The 26,655-nt window shown below is 73.0% G+C and carries 27 protein-coding genes and 2 pseudogenes; 11 read left to right on the forward strand and 18 right to left on the reverse strand.

Annotated elements, in window-relative coordinates; translation table 11 throughout:
• Positions 1 to 172 precede the first annotated feature (172 nt).
• Positions 173 to 1,717 (forward strand): sensor histidine kinase, encoded by a 1,545-nt coding sequence (locus tag MKL01_RS31895; protein WP_243909188.1) that lies wholly within the window; start codon positions 173 to 175, stop codon positions 1,715 to 1,717.
• 69 nt (positions 1,718 to 1,786) lie between these two features.
• Here MKL01_RS31895 and MKL01_RS31900 read toward each other — a convergent pair whose 3' ends face one another.
• A complete protein-coding gene (locus MKL01_RS31900; RefSeq protein ID WP_243909189.1) occupies positions 1,787 to 2,200 on the reverse strand; it encodes an EVE domain-containing protein in 414 nt (137 codons plus the stop codon).
• Between the two features lie 230 nt (positions 2,201 to 2,430).
• Between MKL01_RS31900 and MKL01_RS31905 the strand changes: the two genes are divergently transcribed.
• On the forward strand, positions 2,431 to 4,815 hold the full coding sequence (locus MKL01_RS31905; protein ID WP_243909190.1) for an EAL domain-containing protein: 2,385 nt from the start codon (positions 2,431 to 2,433) through the stop codon (positions 4,813 to 4,815).
• 164 nt (positions 4,816 to 4,979) lie between these two features.
• Here the strand turns inward: MKL01_RS31905 and MKL01_RS31910 are convergent, their stop codons facing one another.
• Together MKL01_RS31910 and MKL01_RS31915 are read right to left on the reverse strand one after the other, a co-directional pair.
• Positions 4,980 to 5,207, reverse strand: a complete 228-nt coding sequence (locus tag MKL01_RS31910; RefSeq protein WP_409566392.1) for a hypothetical protein — start codon at positions 5,205 to 5,207, stop codon at positions 4,980 to 4,982.
• Between the two features lie 68 nt (positions 5,208 to 5,275).
• Entirely contained in the window at positions 5,276 to 6,229 is a 954-nt protein-coding gene (locus tag MKL01_RS31915; protein ID WP_243909191.1) for a GlxA family transcriptional regulator, read from the reverse strand.
• A gap of 117 nt (positions 6,230 to 6,346) precedes the next feature.
• Between MKL01_RS31915 and MKL01_RS31920 the strand changes: the two genes are divergently transcribed.
• The 3 genes from MKL01_RS31920 to MKL01_RS31930 all read left to right on the forward strand — a co-directional run bounded on the left by MKL01_RS31920 (position 6,347) and on the right by MKL01_RS31930 (position 8,081).
• Complete coding sequence (locus tag MKL01_RS31920; protein ID WP_243909192.1) at positions 6,347 to 7,156, forward strand: SDR family NAD(P)-dependent oxidoreductase; 810 nt, start codon at positions 6,347 to 6,349, stop codon at positions 7,154 to 7,156.
• A 15-nt stretch (positions 7,157 to 7,171) separates the two neighbouring features.
• On the forward strand, positions 7,172 to 7,567 hold the full coding sequence (locus MKL01_RS31925; RefSeq protein WP_243909193.1) for a tautomerase family protein: 396 nt from the start codon (positions 7,172 to 7,174) through the stop codon (positions 7,565 to 7,567).
• Positions 7,568 to 7,697: 130 nt separating this feature from the next.
• A complete protein-coding gene (locus MKL01_RS31930; protein ID WP_243909194.1) occupies positions 7,698 to 8,081 on the forward strand; it encodes a tautomerase family protein in 384 nt (127 codons plus the stop codon).
• A 283-nt stretch (positions 8,082 to 8,364) separates the two neighbouring features.
• On the opposite strand, the gene MKL01_RS31935 is transcribed toward MKL01_RS31930, so the two are convergent.
• The 4 genes from MKL01_RS31935 to rimO form a co-directional block, all read right to left on the reverse strand.
• Positions 8,365 to 9,363: an NAD(P)H-dependent glycerol-3-phosphate dehydrogenase gene (locus MKL01_RS31935; protein WP_243909195.1), complete on the reverse strand. Its 999-nt coding sequence runs from the start codon at positions 9,361 to 9,363 to the stop codon at positions 8,365 to 8,367.
• Entirely contained in the window at positions 9,360 to 10,220 is an 861-nt protein-coding gene (locus MKL01_RS31940; protein ID WP_243909196.1) for a GNAT family N-acetyltransferase, read from the reverse strand. The genes MKL01_RS31935 and MKL01_RS31940 overlap by 4 nt, the downstream gene beginning before the upstream one ends.
• Complete coding sequence (tsaD, locus tag MKL01_RS31945) at positions 10,217 to 11,281, reverse strand: tRNA (adenosine(37)-N6)-threonylcarbamoyltransferase complex transferase subunit TsaD (protein WP_243909197.1); 1,065 nt, start codon at positions 11,279 to 11,281, stop codon at positions 10,217 to 10,219. The genes MKL01_RS31940 and tsaD overlap by 4 nt, the downstream gene beginning before the upstream one ends.
• Before the next feature lie 376 nt (positions 11,282 to 11,657).
• Positions 11,658 to 13,010: a 30S ribosomal protein S12 methylthiotransferase RimO gene (gene rimO, locus MKL01_RS31950; protein WP_243909198.1), complete on the reverse strand. Its 1,353-nt coding sequence runs from the start codon at positions 13,008 to 13,010 to the stop codon at positions 11,658 to 11,660.
• 374 nt (positions 13,011 to 13,384) lie between these two features.
• On the opposite strand from rimO, the gene pabB reads away from it, so the two are divergent.
• The 6 genes and pseudogenes from pabB to MKL01_RS31980 all read left to right on the forward strand — a co-directional run.
• Entirely contained in the window at positions 13,385 to 14,758 is a 1,374-nt protein-coding gene (pabB, locus tag MKL01_RS31955) for an aminodeoxychorismate synthase component I (RefSeq protein ID WP_243909199.1), read from the forward strand.
• Positions 14,755 to 15,369 (forward strand): anthranilate synthase component II, encoded by a 615-nt coding sequence (locus tag MKL01_RS31960; protein WP_243909200.1) that lies wholly within the window; start codon positions 14,755 to 14,757, stop codon positions 15,367 to 15,369. Before pabB ends, MKL01_RS31960 begins: the two co-directional genes overlap by 4 nt.
• Complete coding sequence (locus tag MKL01_RS31965) at positions 15,356 to 16,213, forward strand: aminotransferase class IV (RefSeq protein ID WP_243909201.1); 858 nt, start codon at positions 15,356 to 15,358, stop codon at positions 16,211 to 16,213. Before MKL01_RS31960 ends, MKL01_RS31965 begins: the two co-directional genes overlap by 14 nt.
• Positions 16,210 to 16,716, forward strand: a complete 507-nt coding sequence (locus tag MKL01_RS31970; RefSeq protein ID WP_243909202.1) for a DoxX family protein — start codon at positions 16,210 to 16,212, stop codon at positions 16,714 to 16,716. The genes MKL01_RS31965 and MKL01_RS31970 overlap by 4 nt, the downstream gene beginning before the upstream one ends.
• Before the next feature lie 485 nt (positions 16,717 to 17,201).
• Positions 17,202 to 17,738, forward strand: a complete 537-nt coding sequence (locus tag MKL01_RS31975; RefSeq protein ID WP_243909203.1) for a ferritin-like domain-containing protein — start codon at positions 17,202 to 17,204, stop codon at positions 17,736 to 17,738.
• A gap of 68 nt (positions 17,739 to 17,806) precedes the next feature.
• A pseudogene (locus tag MKL01_RS31980) lies at positions 17,807 to 18,223 on the forward strand (methyl-accepting chemotaxis protein); the annotation flags it as partial.
• A 33-nt stretch (positions 18,224 to 18,256) separates the two neighbouring features.
• On the opposite strand, the gene MKL01_RS31985 reads toward MKL01_RS31980, so the two are convergent.
• The 11 genes and pseudogenes from MKL01_RS31985 to MKL01_RS32035 form a co-directional block, all read right to left on the reverse strand.
• Entirely contained in the window at positions 18,257 to 18,589 is a 333-nt protein-coding gene (locus tag MKL01_RS31985) for a hypothetical protein (protein WP_243909204.1), read from the reverse strand.
• Positions 18,590 to 18,663: 74 nt separating this feature from the next.
• Entirely contained in the window at positions 18,664 to 19,548 is an 885-nt protein-coding gene (gene mazG / locus MKL01_RS31990; protein ID WP_243909205.1) for a nucleoside triphosphate pyrophosphohydrolase, read from the reverse strand.
• A gap of 51 nt (positions 19,549 to 19,599) precedes the next feature.
• Positions 19,600 to 19,833, reverse strand: a complete 234-nt coding sequence (locus MKL01_RS31995) for a hypothetical protein (protein ID WP_243909206.1) — start codon at positions 19,831 to 19,833, stop codon at positions 19,600 to 19,602.
• A 197-nt stretch (positions 19,834 to 20,030) separates the two neighbouring features.
• A pseudogene (locus tag MKL01_RS32000) lies at positions 20,031 to 20,333 on the reverse strand (glycosyl transferase); the annotation flags it as partial.
• 104 nt (positions 20,334 to 20,437) lie between these two features.
• Positions 20,438 to 21,460: a phage late control D family protein gene (locus tag MKL01_RS32005; protein WP_243909207.1), complete on the reverse strand. Its 1,023-nt coding sequence runs from the start codon at positions 21,458 to 21,460 to the stop codon at positions 20,438 to 20,440.
• Between the two features lie 6 nt (positions 21,461 to 21,466).
• Entirely contained in the window at positions 21,467 to 21,688 is a 222-nt protein-coding gene (locus MKL01_RS32010; protein WP_243909208.1) for a tail protein X, read from the reverse strand.
• Positions 21,685 to 22,119: a phage tail protein gene (locus tag MKL01_RS32015; RefSeq protein WP_243909209.1), complete on the reverse strand. Its 435-nt coding sequence runs from the start codon at positions 22,117 to 22,119 to the stop codon at positions 21,685 to 21,687. Before MKL01_RS32015 ends, MKL01_RS32010 begins: the two co-directional genes overlap by 4 nt.
• Positions 22,116 to 24,710, reverse strand: a complete 2,595-nt coding sequence (locus MKL01_RS32020; protein WP_243909210.1) for a phage tail tape measure protein — start codon at positions 24,708 to 24,710, stop codon at positions 22,116 to 22,118. Before MKL01_RS32020 ends, MKL01_RS32015 begins: the two co-directional genes overlap by 4 nt.
• 130 nt (positions 24,711 to 24,840) lie before the next feature.
• Entirely contained in the window at positions 24,841 to 25,365 is a 525-nt protein-coding gene (locus MKL01_RS32025; protein ID WP_243909211.1) for a hypothetical protein, read from the reverse strand.
• Positions 25,365 to 25,898, reverse strand: coding sequence for a phage major tail tube protein (locus MKL01_RS32030; protein WP_243909212.1), 534 nt, complete (start codon positions 25,896 to 25,898; stop codon positions 25,365 to 25,367). Before MKL01_RS32030 ends, MKL01_RS32025 begins: the two co-directional genes overlap by 1 nt.
• Before the next feature lie 31 nt (positions 25,899 to 25,929).
• On the reverse strand, positions 25,930 to 26,490 hold the full coding sequence (locus tag MKL01_RS32035) for a hypothetical protein (RefSeq protein ID WP_243909213.1): 561 nt from the start codon (positions 26,488 to 26,490) through the stop codon (positions 25,930 to 25,932).
• Positions 26,491 to 26,655: the final 165 nt, after the last annotated feature.

The raw sequence follows: 26,655 nt of genomic DNA on the forward strand, positions 1-26,655 counted from the left end.
CGATGTGCGGGACCGCACGTCGGACGGGGGCCGCACCGGACCTGCGACAGCCTGACGCCAGCCCGGATGCTTAAGATCCGACGGATCGCTGCAGCCGGTTCTTAACACATCCACCGCATCCTCATGGAGCCATCCCGAGCCGACCGAGCCACAGCCGAGTTTCAACACGCGCATGTCCGATCTCACCGTCGAGATGGTTCAGCGCGGTCGCGGCCCCTCGACGGAGGAGGCGGCGCGCCGCCTTGGAGTGGCCCGTGAGATCCGCTCCGCCCGCGAGAAGCTGACGTCGCAGACCGGCCTGGAGCGGGCCTTCGACTACGAATTGCTGCGCCACTACGCCCAGTACCGGGCCGGTGCGGGCATCCCGCTGGTGATGTTCGCGGCGGTGCTCGCCCTGGCGTCGACGGTCTGGATCGCGCCGCCGGTGGCGGCGGCCTGGGCGCTCGCCGTGATCCTGATGATCACGCTCAACTCCACCCTGAGCCGGCGCTTCCTGCGCGCGGACCCGGCGACGAGCCCGCTCGCCCGCTGGCGCCGTCGCTTCCTGATCGGCGAGGTGCTCCAGAGCCTGTCGTGGGCGGCGATGATCGGGCTCGGCGCCACCGGCGGCTGGACCTTCGCGCTGTTCGGGCTCGTCATCGCGTCCGCCGTCACCACCATGCTGGCCGCGACCGTGCCCCTCGCGGCCGCCGCCGCCCTGGTCCCGCTGGCCCTGGCCACCGTCTCGCTCTCCGCCCTCTCGGGCGAGATGGACGCGGCGATGCTCGTGGTGATGGCCTGCGGCGCGCAGCTGTTCTTCCTCGGCCTGTCCCGCCGCCTCTACGCCACCACGATGGGCGCCCTGCGCTCCCGCGCCGAGAAGGACGCGGTGTTCGGCGAATTGGAGCAGGCCAAGGCCAATTCCGACGAGGCCCGCCGCCGGGCCGAGGAGGCGAACCTCGCCAAGTCGCGGTTCCTCGCCACCATGAGCCACGAGCTGCGCACGCCGCTCAATGCCATCCTGGGCTTCTCGGAGGTGATGAAGAACGAGGTGTTCGGCACCCACACGGCGCCGTCCTACCGGGAGTATTCGCACGACATCCACGACAGCGGGCTGCACCTCCTGAACCTGATCAACGAGATCCTCGACCTGTCGCGGATCGAGGCGGGGCGCTACGAACTCAACGAGGAGGCGGTGCAGCTCGCCCACATCGTGGAGGAGTGCCGCCACATGATGGGCCTGCGCGCGAAGGCCAAGAACCAGACCTTCCACGTCCTCGTCGACGATTCCCTCCCGCGCCTCTGGGCGGACGAGCGGGCGCTGCGCCAGATCGTGCTGAACCTCCTGTCGAACGCCGTGAAGTTCACGCCGCCCGAGGGGGAGATCTGGCTGAAGGTCGGCTGGACCGCCTCGGGGGGGCAGTACGTGTCGGTGAAGGACAGCGGCCCGGGCATCCCGGAGGACGAGCTCGGCACGGTGCTGTCGTCGTTCGGGCGCGGCTCGCTGGCGATCAAGACCGCCGAGCAGGGCTCGGGCCTGGGCCTGCCGATCGTCAAGGGGCTGGTGGAGCTGCATGGCGGCTGGTTCAAGCTGACCTCGAAGCCCCGCGAGGGCACCGAGGTGGTGGTGACGCTGCCGGCCACCCGGGTCATGGACACGCTGCCGGCCGTCGAGGTCGACGAGGCCCCGGTACCCGCCCTGGCCCCCGTCCGGGGGCCCGTCGACCGGGCGGCGTGAGCGGCGGCTCCCGGGACGGGCGGTGCGGGACCGACACGCCTCCCCCTGCGCGGGGGAGGGCGTGCGCCCTCACAAGCCGCCGAGCCTACACACCCGCGCCCATTCGGCCTCCGTCACCGGCTGCACCGACAGGCGGGAATTGTTGACCAGCACCATGCCGGAGAGCGCCGGATCGACCTTGATCGCCTCGAGGGTCACGGGACGCGGCAGCGCCTGCACGGCCTTCAAGTCGACCATGCCGAAGCGGCCGGTCTCGTCGGTGGGGTCGGGATAGTAGGGCCGGATCACCGCGACGATGCCGACCACCGCCTTGCCCTCGTTCGAGTGGTAGAAGAAGCCCCGCTCGCCGACCTGCATGGCCATCAGCTGCTTCTTGGCGAGGTGGTTGCGCACGCCGTTCCAGTGCGTGCCGGCCGCGCCGGCCGCGACCTGCTGATCCCACGACCAGGTCGCGGGCTCGGATTTGAACAGCCAGTACGCCATCGCTGAAAGTCCCCGGGGACCGCCGGCTCCCGGCGGCGGGTCCCGCCATAGCCCAGCTTCGTCCCCGGCGGACAGGCCCCGGGGCGTCCGGCCGGCCCCGCGAAAGCCCCGTCGGCGGTGGAAAGCCGGGATCCTATCGGCGGGATTTTCGCACGGTCGTTGTTTGAATATTAAATTATATCTGAACATATACGTGGGTGTACGCCCAATAACCATAGTTGAACGTCTGCATGTTGACCGTCATCGGCTGCTTCGTCGGGGAACACAACCTGTGGCTGGTCGCGCTGGCGGCGCTGGTCTGCACGCTGGCGAGCGCGACCGCGATGGCGTTGCTGACCCATGCCGGTCGGGCCGGCGGACGCAGCCGCTACATCTGGCTGGCGATCGCCGCGGCGGCCGGCGGCTCCGGGATCTGGGCGACGCATTTCCTGGCGATGCTCGCCTTCGCGCCGGGGTTGCCGTCGGGCTACGGCATCGGGTTGACCCTGCTGTCCTACGCGGACGCCGTCGCGATCACCGGACTCGGCTTCGCCCTGTCTACAACCGGCGGCAGAGCCAGGGCGGCGATCGGCGGCGCGGTGGTGGGGGGCGGCATCGCCGCCATGCACTACACCGGCATGGCCGCCTACCAGGTGCCGGGCCACCTCGTCTGGAACCCGGCGGTGGTGGCCGTCTCGGTGGGACTCGGCGCGGCGCTCGGGGCCGCCGCCCTGGTGGTCGGCTTGTCGGCCCGCACGGCCCGGGGCCGGAGCCTCGGCGCGGCCCTGCTGATCCTGGCGATCTGCGGCCACCACTTCACCGGCATGGCGGCGGTGACCCTCCTGCCCGATCCGACCGTCACGATCCCGGAGAGCGCGATCCGGACGGAGTGGCTGGCCGCCGCCGTCGCGCTGGCGAGCTGCCTCATCCTGCTCATGGCCGGGGCCGCCCTCGTGCTCGACCAGCGCGAGCGTCGGCGCACCGCGTTCGAGCGCGAGCGCCTGCTCAGCCTCGCCAACGCGGCCGTGGAGGGGCTGGTCGTGTGCCGCGCCGGCCAGATCGTCAGCGCCAACGACGCCTTCGCCCGGCTCGCGGGCGCCGAGGCGGCCGACCTGATCGGGACCAGCCTGGCCGTGTACCTGCCGGGCCTCGTCGCCGGGATGGGGACGCCCGACCAGCCCCTGGAGGCGGAGCTCGCCCAGGCGGGCGGCGGCACCATCCCGGTGGAGGTGATCATGCGCCCGGTGGCCGAGTACGGCCGCCAGCCGCACCACGCCGTGGCGGTGCGCGACCTGCGCGCCCGACGCCGGGCCGAGGGCGAGATCCACTATCTCGCCCACCACGACGCGCTCACCGGTCTCGCCAACCGCACCAGCTTCCACGCCCGGCTCGAGCGGGAGATGCGCGCCGCCGACGGCCAGGGCACCCGGCTGGCGGTGCTGTGCCTCGACCTCGACCGGTTCAAGGAGGTCAACGACCTGTTCGGCCACGCGGCCGGCGACGCGATGCTGCGCGAGTTCGCCCTCCGGGTCCAGGGGATGCTCGACGGCAGCCAGCTGATGGCGCGGCTCGGCGGCGACGAGTTCGCCATCCTGACACCCCAGGCGGCGGGATCCGCGGAGCGGACCGCCGAGCGGCTGGCCGAGCGGATCCTGGCGACCCTGGCGGCGGTGCCGGCGGCCTCCGGCCCGGTGATCGCCACCAGCATCGGCGTCGCGGTCTACCCCGACGACGCTTCGGATCAGCGCGCGCTCCTGAGCTACGCGGACGCCGCCCTGTACCGGGCCAAGAACGAGGGGCGCGGCATCTGCCGCCGCTACGATGCCAGCATGGGCGCGCAGATCCGCGACCGGCGCATGCTGGAGCACGACCTGCGCCACGCGGTGGCGCGGGGCGAGCTCGAACTCGTCTACCAGCCGCAATCCCAGGTCGGATCCGGCGCGGTGACCGGCTTCGAGGCGCTGCTGCGCTGGCGCCATCCGGAGCGCGGCTCGATTTCCCCGGCCGTGTTCGTGCCGATCGCCGAGGAGACCGGCGCGATCCTGGAGATCGGCGCCTGGGTGCTGCGCGAGGCCTGCCGGGTCGCGGCCGGCTGGCCGCAGCCGCTGGCGATCGCCGTCAACGTCTCGGCGGTGCAGCTCCACAACCCGCACTTCGTGCAGTTCGTCCACGGCTCCCTGTTCGAGGCGGGCCTCAAGGCCGAGCGGCTGGAGATCGAGATCACCGAGACCGCGCTGATCCGGGATCCGGGCCGGGCGCTGCTCACCCTGCGCCAGCTCAAGGCCCTGGGCGTCCAGATCGCCATGGACGATTTCGGCACCGGCTACTCCTCGCTGTCGAACCTGCGCTCCTTCCCGTTCGACCGGATCAAGATCGACGGCTCGTTCATCAAGGCGGTCCACAACAACCCGCAGGGGGCCGCGATCGTGCGCTCCGTGCTGGGCCTGGGGCGCGGCCTGGGGCTGGCCGTGGTGGCGGAGGGCGTGGAGACGGCCGAGGAGCTGGACTTCCTGGCAAAGGAGAACTGCACCCTCGCCCAGGGTTACCTCCTGGGCCGGCCCGGGCCGATCGCGCTCTTCGCGGCCCACACCCACGGGACCGGGCCGGAGCGGGAGGGGGATGTCGCGGCGGCGTGAGGCTCATCGCGCAGGGGCGGACCGCCGCGGGGCGAAGGCGAGCCGACTGGCAGCCGCGAGCGCCCAGGCGCCGAGGCCATCCCGGCGCGCTCCGCCGGCACCGACGCCGTGGCGGTGTTGGTACCGGGCGTGTTGGTCAGGCCGAGCCCCGTACCGGCCAGGAGTCAGCCGGGCAGCATCGCCGGCCAGTCCCCCTGGATGCCGGCGGCGCGCCGCATGAGCTGGAAGCCCGCCCCGATGGTGACCAGGCCGAGCGGTATGACCACGCCGGGGCCGTAGCGCAGCAGCAGCCGTTCGGCCGCAACCACCAGCGTCGGCAGGCTGTAGGCGAGCCCCGCGGCCACGCCGTCGTATCCCAGGACCGCCTGGACATAGATCGGCAGATGGATCACGAGCGGCCAGAAGCTGACGTCCGGGACGGCTTCATCGCCGGGGAGTGGTTGACGGCGCTCGGCCTACGCTACGCATTTGCCGTATCCAGGTCGCCCCGCGCATTGCGCCGGATGACCTGCGGGGGCTGCCCGAACGCCCGGAGAAAGGCCCGGCGCATCCGATTGCGGTCCGCGAAGCCGGTCTGGTCGGCGACGGCATCGATGGGATGCCGGCTGCGCTCCATCAAGACGCGCGCGGCCTCGACGCGCAGGTTCTCGACCGCCTTGGCCGGCGACTGACCGGTCTCGGCATGGAAGACGCGGCTGAACTGGCGCGGGCTGAGGTGCGCGGCATCCGCCAACTCCTCGACCGATAGAGGGCGGTGAAGGTTCCGCTTGGCATAGGTCAGGGCCGCCTGGATGCGGTCCGACTTCGCGTCGAGGTCGAGCAACGTCGAGAACTGCGACTGGCCACCTGCCCGGCGGTGATACAGTACGAGCTTCTTGGCGATCTCCTTCGCCACCTCGTGGCCGAGATCCGCCTCGATCAGGGCGAGCGCCAAGTCGATGCCGGCGCTCATGCCTGCCGACGTCCAGATCGGGCCGTCGTTGATGAAGATGCGGTCCGCGTCGGTCGAGCACTTGGGGAACTGGTTCTGCAACGCGCGTGCGTGCATCCAGTGCGTCGTGACCCGCCGTCCGTCGAGCAGGCCGGCCTCGCCGAGGACGAAGGCCCCCGTGCAGATCGCGGCGACGCGCCGGGCCTGAGCGGCCGCGCGATGCACGAGGGCGATAAGGCCTGGCGTCGACGGTTGCACAAAGGTGCCGCCGCCGATGACGAGCGTGTCGAAGGACGTGTCGCCGAATGCCTGCGTCTCGACGTTCATGCCGGCCGAGGTGCTGACCGGCCCTCCATGCTCGGAGATGAAATGGATGTCGTAGGTCGCCTCTTCCGCCGCGAGATTGGCGACCTCGAAGGCCGGCACGGCCGCCAGCGCCATCATCGAGTAGCCGGGATAGACGACGAAGCCGACGCGCTGCATGCTCGCCCCAATGTCCTAAATCGACGCAACTATGACATTTGCGCCGCAGCCAGGCAACGGTAGCGTCCTCCCACTGAACGCCGTCAGCCTATGGCGCGAAGGAAGAGGAGAACGACAATGACCACCCAGTCCAACAAGGGTCTCGCCGTCGTGACCGGCGCATCCGCCGGCATCGGCGCGATCTACGCCGACCGTCTCGCCAGGCGGGGGTATGACCTCCTGCTGGTCGCCCGCAACGGGGAACGCCTGCAGGCGCTGGCCGACCGCCTGGCCCACGAGACCGGGCGACAGGTCGAGGCGTTCAAGGCCGACCTGGTCCGCAAGGACGATCTCGCGCGCCTGGAGGCCCGTCTGCGCGAGGACGCGCGCATCACCATGCTCGTCAACAACGCCGGCATCGGTTCCGTCGCGTCGATCCTCCAGGCCGACGTGGAGACGATGGACGCGATGATCCAGCTCAACATCACCGCGCTGACCCGCCTGACCCACGCGGTCGCGCCAGCCTTCGTGGCGCGCGGAACGGGGACCATCGTCAACATCTCGTCCGTCGTCGGCGTCGCGGTCGAGATGCTCAACGGCGTCTACAGCGCCTCGAAGTCCTACGTCCTCAGCTTCGGCCACGCGCTGCAGAAGGACCTCGCTGACAAGGGCGTGCGCGTCCAGACCGTGTTGCCCGGTGCGACGGCCACCGAGTTTTGGGATGTTGCCGGTTACGCGGCGCAGAAGACGTCGTCGACCACCATGTCGGCGGCCGATCTGGTCGATGCTGCGCTGGCCGGGCTCGACCAGGGCGAGCACGTCACCATCCCGGGCCTGCAGGACGTCGGCGACTGGACGCGCTGGGAGGAGGATCGCCGGGCGATGTCCGCCAAGTTCAACAACGCCAAGCCCTCGGCGCGCTACGGGCTTGCTACGAACGCGGCCTGAACCCGGGGACCATCCATGCCGTACCTTCAGCTCGACGTCACCGGCACGCATTCCGTGGCCTCCAAGAAGCGCCTCGCTGCGCAGATGAGCCGGACCTACGCGGAGATGATGTCGGTCGACATCAGGCGGATCAGCGTCGCCATCCGTGAACTCGGCGCGGGCGGCGTGTGGCGAATACCGGATGCCGGCGGCGAGCCGGTGCCGGTGTCCGTGATGATGCTGGACATCCGCAAGGGGCGCTCGGCCGAGTTGCGGATGGAGGTCGCCAAGGCGCTGTGCGCCCACTGCGTCGAGATCCTCGGCCTGCGCGAGGATCGCCTCAACGTGGAGTTCACGCAGCATTCCGGCGACGAGATGTATCATCCCGCTCTCGGCGGCTACAGTCCCGAATGGTCACCGGAGGAGCGGTGACCCGCATCGCGAGGTACGGCGGCGAGCGCGCATGTCCGCTCTCGACATGGGCGTCGGGCGGCCATTCCAGCCGAGCCAGACCGTGAACGCAGCCCGATAGGCCGGCGCTCGTTAGCCGCAGGAGCATCACATGCCATTAGCTCGGATCGATCTCGCCAAGGGCAAGTCCGCCGAGTACCGCCGAACGATCGGCGAGGTCGTCTACGCCGCCATGCTCGAAGCGCTGAACGTACCCAAAGACGATCGCTTCCAAGTCATCAACGAGCATGAGCCGGAGAACTTCTTCATCGATCCGGGCTACCTCGGTATCCACCGGACGGGTGACTGCGTTGTCATCCAGCTCACCCTCAACGCTGGGCGCGGGGTGGAGCAAAAGCGCAATTTCTACAGGGCGGTCGCGGACGGCCTGCACGAGCGCCTAGGCCTCCGCCGCGAGGACGTTTTCATCAGCCTCGTCGAAATCGCCAAGGAAAACTGGTCCTTCGGCAACGGGGAGGCCCAGTACGCGACTTGATCGCGCGCTGCGCGTACGCTCCATGCGGCCAGCACGATTGAGCGACCGAGGTCCGACCGCACGTCGGACCTTGGACCAGACGATGTCTATGAAGGCATGTGGGCCTATAGCGTCCGCCCTGGTGCTTGGTTTGTGCCGAAGCCGATCGGCAGAAATCCATCCGCAGCGGCTTTCCACAAGCCCGCGCGGACGGCGTTCGAAACCCTGTGACGGGCGGCCGTCCGGCGCCGGCGCCTCGCACCGGGCCGCGGAACGCGGGGGCCGACCGGTTCCCACCGACCCGCTAATCCGTCTCCCCCCGCAGCGGCCGGGCGAGCAGGCCGGCGACCACGTCGTCGACGCCGGCCGCCCCCGCCACGATCGCCGCGACCGCCGCCGCCACCGGCATCTCGATGCCCCGGGCCGCCGCGAGAGCGGCGAGCGCCCCGGCCGTGAAGGCGCCCTCGGCGAGCTTGCCGCCCGCGGCCTCCGCCGGGCCCGCCCCGGCGCCGAGCCGCTGGCCGAAGGCGAAGTTGCGCGATTGCGGCGAGGAGGCGGTGAGCACGAGGTCGCCGAGGCCCGAGAGCCCCATCAGCGTCTCGGGCCGCCCCCCGAAGGCGCGGGCGAAGCGCATCAGTTCGGCGAAGGCGCGGGCGATCAGCGCCGCCCGGGCGCTCTCGCCGAGCCCCCGCCCCGCCACGATCCCGCAGGCGATCGCCAGCACGTTCTTGCCGGCGCCGCCGATCTCGACGCCGCGCACGTCGTCGGTGTGGTAGAGCCGCAGGCTCGGCCCGGACAGCAGCCCGCTCAGGGCAGCGGCGAGACCGGGATCGGCCGCCGCCAGGGTGACGGCGGTGGGCAGGCCGCGGGCGACGTCCGCCGCGAAGCTCGGGCCGGACAGGACCGCCACCGGCGTCCCCGCCGGCAGCACCTCGGCCGCCACCGCGCTCATGAAGCTGTCGCTGCCGCGCTCGATCCCCTTGGCGCAGAGGATCACCGGACCGGCCGAGGCCAGGGGGCCGCGCAGGGTCTCCAGCACGCCGCGCACGGTCTGGGCCGGCACGACCAGCAGGGTCGCCCGGGCGCCGGCAAGTCTTTCGGGCTGCGCGGTGGCGGCGATCCGGCCATGGAGCGGCACCCCCGGCAGGTAGCGCGGATTCTCCCGCCTGGCCTGGAGGGCGGCGGCCGCGGCCGCGTCGCGCAGCCAGAGGGTCACGGGATGCCCGGCCGCCGCGGCGGCGTTGGCGAGCGCCGTCCCCCAGGCGCCGCCGCCGACGACGTTGATCGGGGTCTCCGCGCTCATGCCGCAGCCTCCTCCGCGTCCGCACGATCGAGCCGGTAGAGCACGTGGTCGCGCAGCGGCCCCTCCGGCACCGACGGATGCGCGAAGGTCCCGGCGCGGACCATGCCGAGGCGCTCCATCACCGCCCGGGACCGGTCGTTGCCGACCGCCGTGTAGGCCACGACGGCGCGGAGGCCGCAGCGCTCCGCGAGGTCGGCGAGGGCGCGTCGCGCGGCCCGGGTGGCGAAGCCCCGGCCCCAGGAATCCCGCGTCAGGCGCCAGGCCAGCTCGACGGTGCTCCCCGGCCGGTCGCCGCCCGGGAAGGGCAGGGGCCTCAGGATCCGCAGCGCGCCGGCGAAGCCGATGAACCGGCCGCCCTGCTCCAGCGCCCAGGGGCCGAACCCGTCGGCCACGAAACGCCGATCGCACAGGCCGGCCTCGGCGGCGCTCTCCGCCGCGGTCAGCGGGCGCGGGAAGTGAGCCATCACCGCCGGGTCGGCGTTGAGCGCCGCGAACGGCGCCGTATCGTCGGGCCGCCAGCGGCGCAGGATCAGGTCGCCGTCCCGGATCGCGTCGGGCACCGGGGCGGCGGCGATCTTGCCGCGCCAGGCGAGCGAGCGCCGGTTCAGGAGCGCGAGATCCGCCCGGCCGGCGAGCACCGCCTCCCCCAGCGCGATCGCCGCCTCGAGCCGGTCGACCGGCATGTTGGCGTGGGCGGGCGGACGCACCTGCGCGCGCCAGGGGCCGCCGCAGGCATTGTCCAGGAGGATCCGGGCGAAGCAATGGTCGAGGCGGACCGGCCAGTCCGGACGGGCGGATCCGGGCAGGCGGCGCTCCACCAAGTCCCGCCAATGCGCGCGCCGCGCCGCGGCGCTCATCCGGCCGGGATCGCCGCGCGGGCCGGATCGGCCGCCAGGGGCCAGCGGGGCCGGGCCGGGGCGGTGAGGTCGTCGACGAGCCCGAGGCGCAGCCGCTCCAGCCCGGCCCAGGCGATCATCGCGCCGTTGTCGCCGCAGAGCGGCAGGGGCGGGGCCACGAAGCCGAGGCCCGCCTCGCCCGCCAGCGCCGCCAGCGCCCGCCGGACGGCGCCGTTGGCGGCCACGCCCCCCGCCGCCACCAGGGCGGTCGGCCGGCCGGCCACGTCCGAGAAGGCCCGCAGGGCGACCCGGGCGCGGTCCACAACCACGTCGACCACCGCCGCCTGGAAGCTCGCGCACAGGTCGGCGACGTCGCGCTCGGCCAGCGGGGCGATCCGCTCGGCCTCGATCCGCAGGGCGGTCTTGAGGCCCGACAGGGAGAAGTCGGCCTCGCGCCGGCCGAGCATCGGGCGGGGGAGGGCGAAGCGCTCCGGGTCGCCCGCTTCGGCCAGGCGCTCGACCTCGGGGCCGCCGGGATAGCCGAGGCCCAGCAGCTTGGCGACCTTGTCGAAGGCCTCGCCGATCGCGTCGTCGACGGTGGAACCGAGCCGGACGTAGTCGCCGACGCCCCGCACCGCGACCAGCTGGGTGTGGCCGCCCGAGACCAGCAGCAGCAGGTACGGGAAGGCGATCCCGTCGGTGAGCCGGGCGGTGAGGGCGTGGGCCTCCAGGTGGTTGACGGCGAGCAGCGGCTTGCGCGTCACGAGCGCGAGCGTCTTGGCGGTGACGAGGCCGACCAGCACGCCGCCGATCAGCCCGGGCCCGGCCGCCACCGCGATGCCGTCGAGATCGGGGAAGCCGATCCCGGCCCGGTCGAGGGCGCGGGCGACGAGCCGGTCAAGCACCTCCACGTGGGCGCGGGCGGCGATCTCGGGCACGACGCCGCCATAGGCCGCGTGCTCGGCGATCTGGCTCAGCACCTCGTTGGCGCGGATCTGACCGACGCCCTCCTCGTCCACCGACACCACGGCGGCGGCGGTCTCGTCGCAGGTGGTCTCGATGCCGAGCACGGTCTTCTGCACGCGCGGAACTCCTTCGGTCCGGGGCGACGTCGCGCCGGGGCCTGCTGCACAGGATGTCATAGCGGCATCCTGTGCCGAAGCGGTAACGGATCCCGGCACGGCGGGCGCGCCCAACCTCCCCTACCGGGGCTCCGGGGACCGTCCGGCGCTCGGTCTTCGGAGCGGAAGGCGGTTCTGCCTCTCCCGTCTCGCGGGGGGGGAGGGCAACCTTCGAGGGGCCGGAGCGGACGTCTCGAAGGCGCCCTCCGGCCGGCCGCGCGATCCCTGGACATCGCCTTCGCGCCTCGCCGCGCCCACACCTCGGCATGAGGGGTGAGATCGGGAGAAGCGTTCAGTCCCTGGCATCCGCCGAAAGCAGCGGCACGGGCGCCCCGCCTCAGGCGACCGTGCCGTAGAGGTCATAGGCCTCGGCCCGGTCGATCTTCACGGTGACGATGTCGCCGACCCGCACCGGGCGCCGGAAGGCGGCGTGGACGGTGCCGTCGATCTCCGGGGCGTCGGCCTTGGACCGGCCCTTCGCGACCCCGCCCTCGACGGCGTCGACGATCATGGCCAGCCGCCGGCCCACCTTGGCCCGCTGGAGCCGGAGCGCGATCCCGTTCTGCGCCTCCATGAACCGGCGCTTGCGCTCGGCCTTCACCGCCGGCGGCACGGGGTCGCCGAGCGCGTTGGCGGTGGCGCCCGCCACCGGCTCGTACTCGAAGCAGCCGACGCGATCGAGCTTCGCCTCCTGGAGCCAGGCCAGCAGCTCCTCGAACTCGGCCTCGGTCTCGCCGGGGAAGCCGACGATGAAGGTCGAGCGGATCGCCAGATCCGGGCAGGTCGCCCGCCAGCTGCGGATCCGGTCGAGCTGGCGCTCCTGGTTGCCGGGCCGGCGCATGCGCTTCAGGACTGAGGGACTGGCATGCTGGAGCGGCATGTCGAGGTAGGGGAGCACCTTGCCCTCGGCCATCAGCGGGATGACCTCGTCCACGTGCGGGTAGGGGTAGACGTAGTGCAGCCGCACCCAGGCCCCGAGCTCGCCGAGTTCCTTGGTCAGGTCGTAGAACTTCGCCCGCACTTGCCGGTCGCGCCACGGGCTCTCGGCGTAGCGGATGTCGACCCCGTAGGCGCTGGTGTCCTGGCTGACGACCAGCAGCTCCTTCACCCCGGCCTTCACCAGTTTCTCCGCCTCCCGCAGCACGTCGGCGGCGGGGCGGCTGACGAGGTTCCCGCGGAGGGACGGGATGATGCAGAAGCTGCAGCGGTTGCTGCAGCCCTCCGAGATCTTCAGGTAGGCGTAGTGGCGCGGGGTGAGCTTGATCCCCTGCGGCGGCACGAGGTCGAGGAACGGGTCGTGGGCCGGCGGCACCGCCTCGTGGACCGCCGCCACCACCGACTCGTAGGCCTGCGGCCCGGTCACCGCGAGCAGGTCCGGGTACTTCTCGCGGATCTCCTCGGGCTGCGCGCCCATGCAGCCGGTGACGATCACCCGGCCGTTCTCCGCCATGGCCTCGCCGATCGCCGCCAGAGACTCCGCCTTGGCCGAGTCGAGGAACCCGCAGGTGTTGACGATCACCACGTCGGCGCCGTCGTGCCGCCGGGCCAGCTCGTAGCCCTCGGCGCGCAGATGCGTGAGGATCCGCTCGGAATCGACCAGCGCCTTCGGGCAGCCCAGCGAGACGAACGAGATCTTCGGGGCCGCTCCGGGGGCGGATCCCGGGGAGGTGGGCGAGGCGGTGGCGGTCATGGGGCCATTCGACGGGTCGGACGCCGCCCGCGCGTGCGACCGGTGGAACAGGCACACGGAACGCGAGGACGAGAATTCGGGATGGCCTCCCTATAGCCGCTCCGGGGCCTTCGCGCGAGGCCACCGGCCGCAGGGGTGGCCGGCCCGGCGCGTGGGGCTGACGCAGATCCAAAAATCTGATGCTCGGTCATCGGCTTGTGCGCATAAGCTGATGTGTTGCATGAAAATCGGCCCGGCCGGTCCTGCGCCCAGGACACACCCTGTCGGCTCTCCCCGGCGGCCCCTGCGTGGAACTGCCGCTTTCCCCGCGGCATCGCCTGTGCGACGGCAACTCACCGCGCTCAGCCGCCAGGACACCAGCCCCGAACCCGGTCATGTGGACCCGAGAGATTCCCTACATCGATCCCGTCGCGGCGGCGGCCCGGATGCGGCGCCTGCCGGCGCTCGCCTTCCTCGACAGCGCCATGCGGCACGATCCGCTGGGGCGCTACGGGATCGTGACCGCCGACCCGTTCGCGCGCTTCCGCTTCCGCGACGGGCGCGCGACCCTCGACGGCCGTCCGGTCGCGGGCGGTCCGTTCGCGGCGCTTCGGGCCTGCCTCGCGCCCTATCGGGTCGAACCCGGTTCCGAGCCGTTCCCGGGCGGGGCGATCGGCTACTTCGCCTACGACCTCGGCGCGGCGCTGGAGCGGGTCGCGGCGCCGGCCCGACGGGCGGGGCTCACCGACGACATCGCCCTGAACTTCTACGACACCGCGCTGGTGATCGACCATGCCGCCGGCACCGGCCGGCTCGTCGCCACGGGCTTTCCCGAGACCGAACCGGCCGCCCGGCAGACCCGCGCGGAGGCGCGGCTGGCCCGCTTCGCCGACCTGCTCGCCAGCGCGGACGACCCGGCGGAGCCGGCCCGGGCGCCGGGAGCAACGCTTACGTGGCACTCGAATTTCGACCGACAAACCTATGAACAGGCTGTTGAAAAGGTCCGTCACTATATCCGTGCCGGCGACATCTACCAGGCCAACATCGCCCAGCGCTTCACCGCCGACCTGCCGCCCGGCTTCGACCCGTTCGCCCTCTACCGGCGGCTGCGCGCCACCAACCCGGCGACCTTCGGGGCCTATCTGGAGCTGGAGGGGCTGACGGTGGCGTCGTCCTCGCCCGAGCGCTTCATCCGGCTCGACGGACGGCGGGTCGAGACCCGGCCGATCAAGGGCACCGCCCGCCGGCTCGACGACCCGGCGGCGGACCGCGCGGCGGCGGAGGCGCTCCAGGCCTCCGTCAAGGAGCGGGCCGAGAACGTCATGATCGTCGACCTGCTGCGCAACGACCTGTCCCGGGTCTGCGCGCCGGGCAGCGTCGCCGTGCCCACCCTGTGCGGCCTGGAGACCTACGCCAACGTCCACCATCTGGTGTCGGTGGTGACCGGAACGCTCCGCGACGGGCTCGACGCCCTCGACCTCCTGGAAGGCACCTTCCCCGGCGGCTCGATCACCGGTGCCCCGAAGATCCGCGCCATGGACATCATCACCGAGATCGAGGGCGACGCCCGGGAGCTCTATTGCGGCGCCATCGGGCGGATCGGCTTCGACGGGGCGCTCGACACCTCCATCGCGATCCGCACCGTGTTCATGGACGACCGGCAGGCGGTTCTGCAGGCCGGGGGCGGGGTGACCCTGCTGTCGGAGCCGGGCCCGGAATACGACGAGACCCTCGCCAAGGCCGCCCGGGTGTTCGAGGCCTTCGCATGATCCTCGTCCTCGACAACTACGACTCGTTCGTCTTCAACGTCGTCCGCTACCTGGAGGAGCTGGGCGAGACGGTCCGGGTCGTGCGCAACGACGCCCTCGACGTCGCCGGCATCCGGGCGCTCGCCCCGGACGCCCTGGTGGTGTCGCCCGGCCCCTGCACGCCGGCGGAGGCGGGGATCTCGCTCCCGGCGATCCGGGAGCTGTCGGGCGCCGTGCCGATCCTGGGCGTCTGCCTCGGCCATCAGGCGATCGGCGCGGCCTTCGGCGGTACGGTCGAGCGGGCCCGGCGTCCGCTGCACGGGCAGGCGACGCCGATCGACCACCGGGGCGAGCGGCTGTTCTCCGGGCTGCCGGCGCCGATGCCGGTGGGCCGCTACCACTCGCTGGTGGTGACGCCCGGCGCCGAGATGGACCGGCACCTCTCCGTCGACGCGGTCTCCCAGGAGGGCGAGGTCATGGCGCTCTCGCACCGGACCCATCCGACCTACGGCATCCAGTTCCATCCGGAATCGGTCCTGACCGAGGGCGGCCACGCCCTGTTCGCCAATTTTTTGGACCTCGCCCGCGCCTGGCGGGAGAGGCCGGAGGAGCGCCGCGATGCTGTGGCGTGACGGGCGGGTCGTCCCGGGAACGGCCGCGCCCCTCGACCACACCGACCGCGGCCTGACGCTCGGCGACGGCCTGTTCGACACGGCGCTGGCGCTCGGCGGCCGCGTGGCCTTCGAGGACGCCCACATCGCCCGGCTCGTCGCCTCCGCGGAGACGCTGGGGATCCCCGCCGAACCGGAGCGGATCCGCGACGCCATGCGGGCGCTGGCCGGGACCGGCGACGGCGCGCGGCTGGCGATCCGCACCACCCTCACCCGCGGCTCCGGCCCGCGGGGGCTGAGGCCGCCGGAGGATCCGCGCCCGACCCTGTTCGCCACCGCGGCGCCGAGCGCCCGGAGCGCGGCCTTCGCGTCCCTGCGCCTGTGGCCGACGGCCATCGCCCGCAACGACACGTCGCCGGCCGCCCGGCTGAAGACGCTGGGCTATCTCGACGCGGTGCTGGCCGCCCGCGAGGCCGCGGCGGCGGGGTTCGACGAGGCGCTGTTTCGCAACACGCGGGGGCGCGTCGCCTGTGCGGGCACCGGCAACCTGTTCGCGCTGTTCGGGCAGACCCTGGTCACGCCGCCGGGCGAGGACGGCGTGCTGGCCGGGATCGTGCGGGGGGAGATCCTGCGGCTCGCCCCCGGCTGCGGGCTGCGCGCGGAGGAACGCTCGCTGAGCCTGCCCGACCTCATGGGCGCCGAGGCGGTGTTCCTGACCAACTCCCTGCGGCTCCTGGCGCCCGTGACCGCGGTCGGCGACACCGCCTTCCCCGGGGCCGAACACGCGGCGGTGGCCCGTCTCACGGCGGCGCTCCGCGCCGGCGTGGCCCGGGCCTGCGGCGTGGCCGAGGACGCGGTCGCGTGACCGACGCGGCGCTCACGGCGGGCCGCCGCAGGCTGCGCTACGGGCTCGCGGCGGTCTACGCCTTCATCGGGGTCGTGCACCTCGCCGCGGCCGACACGATGCTGCCGCTGATGCCCGACTGGGTGCCGCAGCCGCGCCTCGTCATCCTGGCGACCGGCCTGTGCGAGATCGCCGGCGCCGCCGGGCTGCTGACCCGCCGGTTCCGGCGCGCCGCCGCGATCGGCCTCGCCCTCTACGCGGTCTGCGTCTACCCGGCGAACCTGAAGCACGCCTTCGCGCAGGTCCATATCGAGGGCCTCCCGGATTCCTGGTGGTATCACGGTCCACGCCTGGCGTTTCAGCCGGTCTTCGTCTGGGCGGCGCTCTGGGCCGGCGGCCTGATCGACTGGCCGTTCGGCGACCGTCGGAGATCTGCCGACCCGGACCGCAAGACCTCCGAGGCTGCGCGGCCGGACGGCGCGGTCCCGCGGCAAGCCCCGCCAGCAACCCTCCGGGAACCTTGATCACAGGATCCTGCGATCCCCGGATCACGGCAGGCTTTGATCCCCGGATCCAGGACGATATACCGCCGGACGGAGACCGGGGGCGACGGAATACCGCGCCGCCCGACCGTAATACGGGCGGACGGCATGACGCGGCGGCGACACACGGATCCAGCGCGCCCGCCGCTCCCCGACGCGCTGCCGGAACGCGACGCCGTCGAGCGTGCCCTCGAAGCCGTCCTCGACCGTCTCCGGCCCCGGCCGGTCGGCCCGACCAGAGCCGTCCCGGCCGAACCCGGCCCCGTCAAACCGGGTCCGGCCCGGGGCGGCCGGCGCGGGACGCCGGGCCCGGGCGGGGACGGCGCCTGAGCCGGGACCGCGTCCCGCGCTCCGGCGAGGAGGTTCCTCCACAGGGCGAAGAAATCGCGCGGATACGGGGAGGCGGACCGGCGTTCCCCGTCCGGATGCCGCCGATCGGTCGGCGGCGCCAACGGAGACAGACCGCCATGGCCAAGCAGAAGACGCTGCACGATGCCTTCTACGAGACCCTGAAGGACGTCTACTACGCCGAGAAGCAATCGGTGAAAGCGCTCAAGAAATCCGCGAAGGCCGCGGAACACGCGGAGCTGCGGCAGGCCTTCGAGACCCACGCGGAGGAGAGCGCCCAGCAGGTCGAGCGCCTGACGCAGGTGTTCGAGATCATCGGCAAGCCGGCCCGGGCCAAGACCTGCGAGGCGATGCAGGGGATCACCTCCGAGATGGAGGAGGATCTGGAGGATTTCGCCGACAGCCCGGCCGCCGACGCGGTCCTGGCCGCCTGCGCCCAGGCGGTGGAGCATTACGAGATCGCCCGCTACGGCACCCTGAAGACCTGGGCCAGCCAGCTCGGCTTCGCGGATGCCGCCAAGCTGCTGGACGAGACCCTGCAGGAGGAGAAGAAGACCGACGCGCTGCTCTCCAAGATCGCCGAGACGATCAACGTCGCGGGCATGCCCGACGACGATGCGGAGCCGTCCAAGGGCAAGGGCAAGAAGGCCGCCTGAGCCGCCCCCGCGACCCGGCGCCCCTCCGGGCGGCGCCGGCCCTCCCGCCCGCGCCCGCCGGGACACGCCGCGGGCGCGGCTTCGCGGTCGTCGCCGCCGAGGTGAAGGAACTCGCCGACCAGACCGCCCGGGCCACCGCGGAGATCGCCGGGCAGATGTCGCAGATCCAGGGCGCGACCGGCGAGGCGGTGGCCGCCATCGGCACGATCACGGGCCGCATCCGCGAGATCAACGCCGTGGCGGCGACGATCGCGGCGGCGGTGGAGCAGCAGGGCGCGGCCAGCCAGGAGATCGTGCGCAACGTCGGCCAAGCCACGACCGGGACGCAGCAGGTCACCGGCAACATCGCCGGCGTGGCCCAGGCCTCGGAGCAGACCGGCCGGGCGGCGGACCACGTCCTCACCGCGGCCACGGACCTGTCGCGCCACGCGGAGCAGCTCTCGACCGAGGTCGACCGATTCCTCAGCACCGTGCGGGCGGCCTGAGGGGCCGGGTCCCGCCTCCCGGTCCCGGCGTCCTCAGTTCGCCTTCTCGATCGCGCTCAGCGGGGTCCAGTAGCAGCGCTCCTGCGTATCCTCCTGGGCGAGGCAGCCGTAGCTCATCGTCCGGGATTCGAGCCGGACCGACTGCCCGAGCTTCCAGGACCGGCACTCGCCGCTGGCGAGGCTGCCCTGCAGGAGCTGCCCGAACCCCGATTCGTCCCCCGCCATGACCAGCTTGAACAGGCGGTCGGTGACCTCCTGGCTGTGGCAGCCGAACCGTTCCTGGACGATCGGCTCGGCGCGCGCGGGCCGGGGCAGGGCGGCGGTCAGGGCGAGGGCGGCGAGGGCGGGAAGCAGGGTGAGGCGCATGCGCGGAACATATCCGCCGGCCGCCGCCTGTCGAGACCTCCGGCACGCCGTTCGACGCGGGCGGTCGCCGCCGCTCACGTGCCGCGCGTCGTCTCGTCCCGCTTGGCCGCCTGCCAGGCGGCCTCCATGGCGGGCAGGTCCGACCGGCCGAGCTCGCCCCCGGCGGCCCGCAGATGCGCCGCCATGGCGGAAAAGCGGCGCTCGAACTTGACGGTCCCGTCGCGCAGGGCGGCCTCCGGGTCGATCCCGGCATGCCGGGCGAGGTTGGCCACCGAGAACAGCAGATCGCCGATCTCTTCGGAGACGGCCCGCGCGTCGCGCGCCGCCAGGGCCTCGGCGACCTCGTCGGTCTCCTCGCGGACCTTCTCGATGACCTGGGCGGCGTTCCCCCAGTCGAAGCCGTAGGCGGCCGCCCGCCGGGAAATCTTCTCCGCCCGGGCGAGGGCCGGGAGCGCCCGGGCGACGCCGCCGAGCGGATCCGGCGCGGACTCCGCCGCCCCGCGCGCCGCGCGCTCCTGCGCCTTGATCGCGGCCCATTGCGCCTCGACCTCCCCCGGGTCGCGCAGGGGCGAACCGTCGGGGAGGGGCGAGCCGTCGGGCGCGAACACGTGCGGGTGGCGCCGGACCAGCTTGTCGCCGATCGCGCGCGCCACGTCGTCGAACGCGAAGGCGCCCGCCTCCTCGGCCATGCGGGCGTGGAACACCACCTGGAGGAGCAGGTCGCCGAGTTCGTCGCGCAGGTCGGCGCGGTCGCCCCGCGCCACCGCGTCGGCGACCTCGTAGGCCTCCTCGATCGTGTAGGGCACGATGGTGGCGGGCGTCTGCGCCACGTCCCAGGGACAGCCACGGTCCGGATCGCGCAGGGCCGCCATCAGGCGCAGGAGCCTGTGCAGGGGCGGCTCCTGCGCCCCCCCCGCCGCGATCCGTCCGGACCGGTCCGCCTCGTCTGCCTCGCTCATGCGGGAGGCGTTAGCGCATGGCGCGGGAAAGGGGAATTCGCCCGCCGGACGTCAGACCCGGGCGTCGCGCTCGCGCACCTGCTCGGCCTGCAGGGCGTTCAGGTATCCGGTGAGGCGACCGCTGACCGCCGGGTCGGCGCACTGAACCCAGAGCGGGGCCGGGAGCGCGCGGACGGGCAGGCGCAGCAGGAAGGCCTCGGCCGACAGGGCGGCCTCCCGCTCGGAGGCGGCGGCCAGAAGGCGGGCGCCCGCCTGCGTGCCGATCAGGATCGCGATCGTGGCCATGGACACCCTTCCCGGGACGACAACGGCCGGCGGCCCTCAAGCGTTGCGCCGGGTTCGCCCGCGCAGTCCCACGTGGGCGGACCGACGCTTCGTCCGCCCGGATCGGCGGCGAGACGCCGGCATCCTCGTCCTCGGCGGCGACAGGCAGGACCGGCACCGTTGGAGCGCGCCGCGACGGATTGCCCGCCCTGCGCGCCTCATCGGGCCGCCGGGGCCAAGCGCGCCGGCGCGCGCCGCAGCCGCCCGCTGCGGGAGGTGCGCGCGAGGCCGTGCGGGGTCTTGTTCCAGCGGTCCGGGGCGCGGAGCAGCTCGATCAGCGCCAGCCAGGCGGCCAGGCTGACCATCAGGAAGTAGACCGGCATCCACGCGACCGACGGGGCGAGATCGCCCCAGCCGCGCCGGGCGCAGCCGAGCAGGGCCGGCAGGGTCAGGGCCGCGAGCCCGGTCCCGAACAGGGTGATGGCGAGCCCGGTGACGAGATTGTCGAGGAACGCGGAGGCGGTCGTGTAGCCCGCAAAATCGAATGGCACGCCGCGCAGGTTCGCGTGTCATCACGGCGCGGGGGCGGCAGGCTGGCGTCAACGGTCCTTGAAGGGCCGCCGGATCACTGCCCCTTCTGGCCCTTCTTCTCGTCGCCGGCGGTGATGTTGACCGTCGCGGTGAAGGCGCCCCGGACGGTGATGACCTTCTCGACGCTCTCCGCCGTCCAGCGCCCGTCGATGAAGCCGCCGAAGCCTGAGGCGATCACCGGCGCCTCCGCCCGGGCGCGGGGCAGGCCGGGGCTCTCGAAGTAGCCCGAGCCGCTGTTGTTGCTCCGCTCGTAGGCCTGGGACTTGGCCGCCTCCCGCGCCTCGATCTCCGAGCGGTAGGGGTGCGGCAGGATCACGATCGGCCCGTCGCGGCCGGTGGGCACCTTCGTGAGCCGGCGCCGGCCGGTCCTCTCGTCCTGCCAGGCCGCCGCCACGTGGCCCGCCTCGGGCCGGGGCTCGATGTCGACGTCGTAGCCGAAGCTGCGGCGGCGGCGGATCAGGATCGGCTCCAGGGCCTGGCCGCCGCCCGTGGTGCCGCCGCCGCGCTTCATCGCCACCAGCTTGCCGCCGGCGGGCTTGATCGTGCCGCCGACGTCGTCCGCCACCTCGTTGAGGAAATCGATCGCCGACTGATCCCAGCGCAGCCGGTAGCCGAGCGTCATCCGGTCCAGGCCCGGATCGACCACCGCCGCCAGCCCGGCCGCCTTCGCCTCGCGGCGGACGAGGTCGCCGAAGGTGGTGCCGTCGTCGTAGTGCTGCCGGCCGGACTTCTTCAGGTCGTCCACGAAGTCGGCCGCCTTGAAGTCGAGCGCGATCCGCTCGCCGTCCTCGGGGGCGCCCCGGGCGTTGGCCTTCTGGAACCTGAAGCGCCCCTGCGTGACCAGGCCCTCGTCGGCCCAGCCCATCAGGATCTCGAATTCCTCGTCGCGCTTCGGGATCCCGAACCGGCCGGGCGGCCCGAGGCACAGGATCGTGGCCTTGTCGCTCTCCTGGCCCGCCCTGTCGGTGACCTTCACCTCCAGCCACTGGCCCTTGAGCTGGCCCATGAGGTTCCTGCCGGAGCCGTTGACCACGGCCAGGAGCGGGCGCCGCCACATCGCCGCTCACGCCCAGGGATCGATGCTGGGCAGCACCGGCACCGCGTCGGGATCGGGCACCGGCAGCACCAGCTCGTAGCCCGCCGGCACCCAGCCGCCCTCGGCCGCCAGGCCGGGATTGAGGGCGAGGATCGCCTCGACGCTTCCCCCCTGCTCGGTGCCGAGATAGCGCTTGGCCGCCCGGTCGAGGCGGATCTCCTCCGGGACGGTGCGGCGGATCGTGGTCATCCGAAGCCCCCCGCGCGGGCGCCGACCAGGGTCAGTTCGACCGTGAACGCGTGCCGGTAGCCGATCCCGTCGGGGGCCAGCTTGGACTCGGTCTCCGAGATCTCGTCGATGAAGACGTCGCCGTCGAACTGCCCGACCGGAAAGACCGTGCCGGTCTGCACGCCGTAGAGGCGCATGAACGGCACGATCGCCAGCGCCTCCTGGTGCGCCCGCAGGATCGCGATGTTCTGCAGGCCGCCGAAGATGTGCGGCCGGGTCGCCAGCTCCACGGTGATCTTGCGCGCGCCCATGGCGGTGGGCTGGTAGAACGGCGCGTCGTCGAACACCTGGTTCTCCGCCAGCGTCGCCTGCTGCACGCGCCTGAAGCCCGTGGGGTTGAGGCCGATCCGCTCGAACACGGCGTCGCCGATCATGCACAGCGGGTCGCTCACGCGAAGTCGTTCCCCGTGTCGTGGAGGGCGTCGTTGCGGGCCTCGCGGACCTTCCGGTCCGCCTCCCGCTGGATGCCCCGGTGGAGGCTCGCCACGTCGGTCACGCCGTGGACGTGGATCGGGCCGGTGATGGTGGTGCCGCCCCGGCGGAGCGCTGCGCCGCGTGCCGGGGCACCGCCGCCCCCCGGCGCGGCGGCCGGCGCGGCGCCCCGTCCGCCGCCGGACGGGGCCGAGATCGTCGGCGCGATGGTCGGCGCGGCGGTGAAGGACAGGGCGCTCTGCATGCGGGCGGCCGAGGCCTTCACGACGGCCTCGATCTGCTCCAGGGCCGCCGTCACGGCCCGCTCGTAGGTGTCCATCGTCTGCCGGGCGGTCCCGGACAGATCCTGCGGCTCGGCCTTGATCTCGGCCTTCGTGCCGCCGGGTCCGAGCCCGAACGCGGCCCGGCCGGAGCCGACCGCCCCCGCCTCGCCCTTCGGGCCGCCGAGCCCGAAGCCGGACAGGCGGTCCAGGGACTGGAGCTGGCGCGCCAGGGCCTCGATCGTCGCGGCCTCCGCGAGCCGTTGCGCCTTCAGCGCCTCGACGGCTGCCGTGGCCTTGGCCAGCTCGCCTTCGAGGCGGCCGATCTCCGCCTCGCTCGTCTGGACCTGCCGCTCGGCCAGATTGCGCTGCAGCCCCGGCTCGCCGGCCGCGCGCGCCCGCGACCGGTCGAGCACCGCCTGGCGCCGGCCGATCTGCCCCCGGATCGCGTCGGGCCGCGCCAGGATCTCGGCCTCCTCGGCGGCGCGGCGGCGCGCGGCCGCATCGTCCCGCAGGCGCCCGGCCTCCTGGCCGGTCGTGCCCAGCCGGGCGTCGATCGCGGCGTTCCACCGCTTGCCGCTGAGCCAGGGGAGGTTCTCCTCGAACCACGCGTCGACGCCCTCGGCGCGGTCGCCCAGCGCCTTGTTGCCCTGGGCGGCCTCCCCGGCTGTCGGGCCGAAGCGCGTCGCCATGCGCTGGAGGATCGTGTCGCCCTGCTCCAGCCGCTCCAGGAACGTCGTGGCCTCCCGGGTGGCGGCGGCCACGCCGGGGGCCAGGCCCTCGCCGACCCGCCCGGCCAGCCGGTCCCAGGCCGCGCCGAGCCTCTCGAAATCCGCCTTCAGCCGGTCGGTGGCGCGGGCGAAATCCTGCTCCACCAAGCCCTTGCTGCCGGCGTTGATCCGCGCGCGGATGCCGTCGTACTCGGCCTCGAACTTCAGGAGCGCCTCGATCGCCTGCCGGGCCTGCATGTCGCCGAACAGCTCGTTGATCCGGAACGGATTGCCCTGCGTCAGCTCCCTGGTCAGCCGCAGCAGCACGGCGAGCTTGCTCTCGCCCTTCGCCGCCCCCGCCTCCATCTCCTTCTCCAGGTCGACGGTCCGGCCCATCGCCGCGCCGACCTTCTCGAAGCTCCGCACCGTCTCGTCGGCGGTGCCCTTCGCGAACAGGTTCTCCAGCCGGTTGGCCGCCTCGTCCGGCGAGGCGGTGACCTTCCCGATGATCTCCAGCGCGCCGACGATGTCGGTGAGCCCGGGCAGGCCCTTCAGGCCGAGGTTCGAGCCCCCCGCCGCCACCGCGGGCAGGATCCGGGCGAGGTTCCTCAGCTCGACGTTGCCCTCCTTGCCGGCCTTGGCCATCCGGTCGAACGCCTCGGGCAGCGCGTCGACCGTGATGCCGAGGTTGCTGATCGCCGCCACGCCCGCCTTGGCGGTCTCGGGCAATTCGCCGAAGGAGGCGCGCGCCGTCTTCAGCGACGGCACCACGGCGTCGACCGCCGTCTTGTAGTCCAGGCCCGCCTCCACGAAGACCTTGGCGGCCTCGATCATCTCCTGCGGCGTGGCGCCCAGCGACGGGCCGATCGTCCGGAACCGCTCGACCGTCGCCGCCACGGTGGCGTCGGTCGCGTCCGCGGTGATCGCCAGCGCCTTCGCGGCCGACTGGAGGTCGGCGTAGGTGGAGACCGCCTTCTTGCCCAGGGCCCCGACCGCGTAGGCGCCGCCGCCGATGCCCAGGGCGCCGGCGCCGAACCGGGCCGCCAGCGCGCCGGCCGCCCCGGCCCCGTCCTCCCCGGCCCGTCCGCCGCGGGGCGGCAGGACCGGGCCGCCGGCCCCGCGGCCGCCCACGCCCATGCCCATGCCCATGCCCATGCGCCCACCCATGCGCCCGACGCGGCCGCTCGCGCGCTGCGCCCGCTCGGCCGCATCCGCGACCCCGGCCAGTTCCGCCCGCAGCGCCGCTGCGCGGCCCGTCGCCCGGTCGAGGTTGCCGGCGATCCGCGCGGTCGCCCGCGCCAGCTCCGCGGCGTGGCCCGACGCCGCCTCCAGCGCCGGGCCGAGGCCGGAGGCGCCGCGGGCGCGGCCGAGGCCGGCGAGCTGGCGGTCCAGCCTCCGGGCGCGCAGGCCGGCGCCCTCGATGTCCCGGCCGAGCTGATCGAAGCCGCGCGCCTTGCCGAATTCCTTGCCCAGCCCCCGGGCGGCCTCGCCGATCCCGGCGATGTCCCGCCTGGCCTCGCGGGCCCCGGCCTTCAATTCGTTCTGAAGGCGCAGGCGCAGCGCTACGTCGAGGTGCGACACGGGGGCGCCTCACGCTATTCCAGGATGGCCCGCAGGGCGGCGAGCGCGCGGATCAGCGCGCCGCTGCCGCCTTCCGCCTCGCTGTCCTGGTCCTCGGCCGCCGCCAGGACGATCTCCGGCCAGGGCATCGTCAGGACGCGGGACCAGGGCTCGCCGAGGGCGCGGCCGGCCCGGCGGGTGAGGGCGCGCCACCGGCTCCAGTCGGGGACGAGAGGGCGTCCCGCATGAACCGGGGCAAGAAAGGGCGCGCCGTCTCCTCGAACGCCTCCAGATCGTCGTCGATCAGCCCGCGCAGGACCGCCTTCGGCAGGCCCGCCATCGCCGCGTAGTAATCGTACAGCTCGACGGCCTCGCCGCGCGCGACGGCGATGCGGCCGACCTCGGCGCCGCTCAGGCGCCGGATCGGGATCTCGGTGACGGGCCGGCCCTCCCAGGTGAAGCCGAAGCGGAGCGGAACGCCGGCGCTCACCGCCGCCGGGTCGAGGAAGTCGAGCACGGCCGCCTCGACCTCGGCCCGGGCGGGGGTGCGGGCAGGGGCGGGGGCTTGACCCGGCGCCGCCTGCGTCGCGCCGGGCGGGGGCGCCGGCGGCTGCGGCAGGTTGCCGAGATCGGCCGGCGGGTAGCTCTCGATCGGCTTAGACGGGCGGCCGGCCATCACAGCACCGTCCCGCCGGCGATGGCGAGGTTCTGGGCCCGGTGGGCGAACGGGCTCACCCCGTCGACCAGCGTCTGCCCCGGGCCGCCGAAATAGTCGAAGCGGTGGACCGACCGGCCGTCGAACAGGTCGTGGTAGTAGACGATCGTCCCGAACGTGTAGTCCACGTCCGAGCGCTTGACCCCGCGGACCGGGTTCGACTTCACGGCGTTGAGCAGGCCGCGCATCAGCACGGTGCGGCCCTTGGGCGTGCCGCCGGGCCGGTAGCTCTCCAGGTTCTCGTAGTAGGTCGTCTCGATGTAGTTCGGCGGCACCCGGCCGCAGAGGCCGCGCACCTGCGGGTCGTTGGTGCGGTGCTTCACCGAGGCGGTGAGGGGGTTCATGTCCTCGGGCCACTCGACCCCCATGTGGTGGCCGGAGCCCGCGAACTTGTCCATCTCGTGGGCGATCTCGGGCATCTCGACCTCTTCGAGAACCCGCCACGCGTTGAGCTGCGACCACCACCAGTTGCCGCCGCGGATGACGTTGTCCATCTGCGCCTCCTCGCGCGCTGTCCGGTGGGCCTCAGGCGGCCGCGCCGACGCCGTAGAGCTGGCCCTGCACGGCGAAGGCCGACATCGCGGCCGCGATCTCGGCGGCGGTGATGTCGAACGACTGCTCGTTCGGCTCGGTGTAGATCTGGAGGTCGAGCAGCGGCGGCGCCTCCTGGAACTTCACCCGGAACGCCGAACCGCCCACCGCCATCACCCCATCGCTGTTCAGCTCGCGCGGCCACAGCACCCGCCAGCCGGACAGGATCGCCGGCTCCGGCAGGCCGTGCAGCTCGCCGAGGAAGCCCTCGATCGCCCGGCCGATCGTGGTGATCAGGTGCGGCCCGAGGTTGCGGCCGATGTACTGGGCGAGGGTGCGGGGGATCACCTCCAGCACGGCCTTGCGGGTGCGGACCATGTTGATCGCCCGCCACTGCGGGTTCGACGCGGTGTTGACGAAGCCCCAGAAGGTCTTTCCCTGCGGCCCGTTCTCCGCCCGCGTGGTCCGGTTCCGGACCGTCTGGACGAAGGAATTGACCCCGCGCTGGATCAGGAAGTTGCTCTCGGAATCCGGGTCGTTGATCCGGTGCGCCACCGCCCGGCTGGGGCCGAGGATCCCCTGACCTGACCGGTATTTTGGACCGAGCCGATTGAGAGGCTACTGCATGGTGGCGGCGATGGGTAGCCGGAAGGCCAGATCCGGGTAGCTGACAGGCGCGGGCGGCCGATAGCCCAGGGACGAATGCGGCCGGACGCGGTT

The sequence above is a fragment of the Methylobacterium sp. J-070 genome (genome assembly GCF_022829385.1).
Lineage (GTDB): Bacteria > Pseudomonadota > Alphaproteobacteria > Rhizobiales > Beijerinckiaceae > Methylobacterium.

What these genes read in the sequence shown, in the direction of transcription:
- MKL01_RS31895 (WP_243909188.1), top strand. Translation starts at nt 173, where the DNA reads ATGTCCGATCTCACCGTCGAGATGGTTCAGCGCGGTCGCGGCCCCTCG.
- MKL01_RS31900 (WP_243909189.1), bottom strand. Translation starts at nt 2,200, where the DNA reads ATGGCGTACTGGCTGTTCAAATCCGAGCCCGCGACCTGGTCGTGGGAT.
- MKL01_RS31905 (WP_243909190.1), top strand. Translation starts at nt 2,431, where the DNA reads ATGTTGACCGTCATCGGCTGCTTCGTCGGGGAACACAACCTGTGGCTG.
- MKL01_RS31915 (WP_243909191.1), bottom strand. Translation starts at nt 6,229, where the DNA reads ATGCAGCGCGTCGGCTTCGTCGTCTATCCCGGCTACTCGATGATGGCG.
- MKL01_RS31920 (WP_243909192.1), top strand. Translation starts at nt 6,347, where the DNA reads ATGACCACCCAGTCCAACAAGGGTCTCGCCGTCGTGACCGGCGCATCC.
- MKL01_RS31925 (WP_243909193.1), top strand. Translation starts at nt 7,172, where the DNA reads ATGCCGTACCTTCAGCTCGACGTCACCGGCACGCATTCCGTGGCCTCC.
- MKL01_RS31930 (WP_243909194.1), top strand. Translation starts at nt 7,698, where the DNA reads ATGCCATTAGCTCGGATCGATCTCGCCAAGGGCAAGTCCGCCGAGTAC.
- MKL01_RS31935 (WP_243909195.1), bottom strand. Translation starts at nt 9,363, where the DNA reads ATGAGCGCGGAGACCCCGATCAACGTCGTCGGCGGCGGCGCCTGGGGG.
- MKL01_RS31940 (WP_243909196.1), bottom strand. Translation starts at nt 10,220, where the DNA reads ATGAGCGCCGCGGCGCGGCGCGCGCATTGGCGGGACTTGGTGGAGCGC.
- rimO (WP_243909198.1), bottom strand. Translation starts at nt 13,010, where the DNA reads ATGACCGCCACCGCCTCGCCCACCTCCCCGGGATCCGCCCCCGGAGCG.
- pabB (WP_243909199.1), top strand. Translation starts at nt 13,385, where the DNA reads ATGTGGACCCGAGAGATTCCCTACATCGATCCCGTCGCGGCGGCGGCC.
- MKL01_RS31960 (WP_243909200.1), top strand. Translation starts at nt 14,755, where the DNA reads ATGATCCTCGTCCTCGACAACTACGACTCGTTCGTCTTCAACGTCGTC.
- MKL01_RS31965 (WP_243909201.1), top strand. Translation starts at nt 15,356, where the DNA reads ATGCTGTGGCGTGACGGGCGGGTCGTCCCGGGAACGGCCGCGCCCCTC.
- MKL01_RS31975 (WP_243909203.1), top strand. Translation starts at nt 17,202, where the DNA reads ATGGCCAAGCAGAAGACGCTGCACGATGCCTTCTACGAGACCCTGAAG.
- MKL01_RS31985 (WP_243909204.1), bottom strand. Translation starts at nt 18,589, where the DNA reads ATGCGCCTCACCCTGCTTCCCGCCCTCGCCGCCCTCGCCCTGACCGCC.
- mazG (WP_243909205.1), bottom strand. Translation starts at nt 19,548, where the DNA reads ATGAGCGAGGCAGACGAGGCGGACCGGTCCGGACGGATCGCGGCGGGG.
- MKL01_RS31995 (WP_243909206.1), bottom strand. Translation starts at nt 19,833, where the DNA reads ATGGCCACGATCGCGATCCTGATCGGCACGCAGGCGGGCGCCCGCCTT.
- MKL01_RS32005 (WP_243909207.1), bottom strand. Translation starts at nt 21,460, where the DNA reads ATGTGGCGGCGCCCGCTCCTGGCCGTGGTCAACGGCTCCGGCAGGAAC.
- MKL01_RS32010 (WP_243909208.1), bottom strand. Translation starts at nt 21,688, where the DNA reads ATGACCACGATCCGCCGCACCGTCCCGGAGGAGATCCGCCTCGACCGG.
- MKL01_RS32025 (WP_243909211.1), bottom strand. Translation starts at nt 25,365, where the DNA reads ATGGCCGGCCGCCCGTCTAAGCCGATCGAGAGCTACCCGCCGGCCGAT.
- MKL01_RS32030 (WP_243909212.1), bottom strand. Translation starts at nt 25,898, where the DNA reads ATGGACAACGTCATCCGCGGCGGCAACTGGTGGTGGTCGCAGCTCAAC.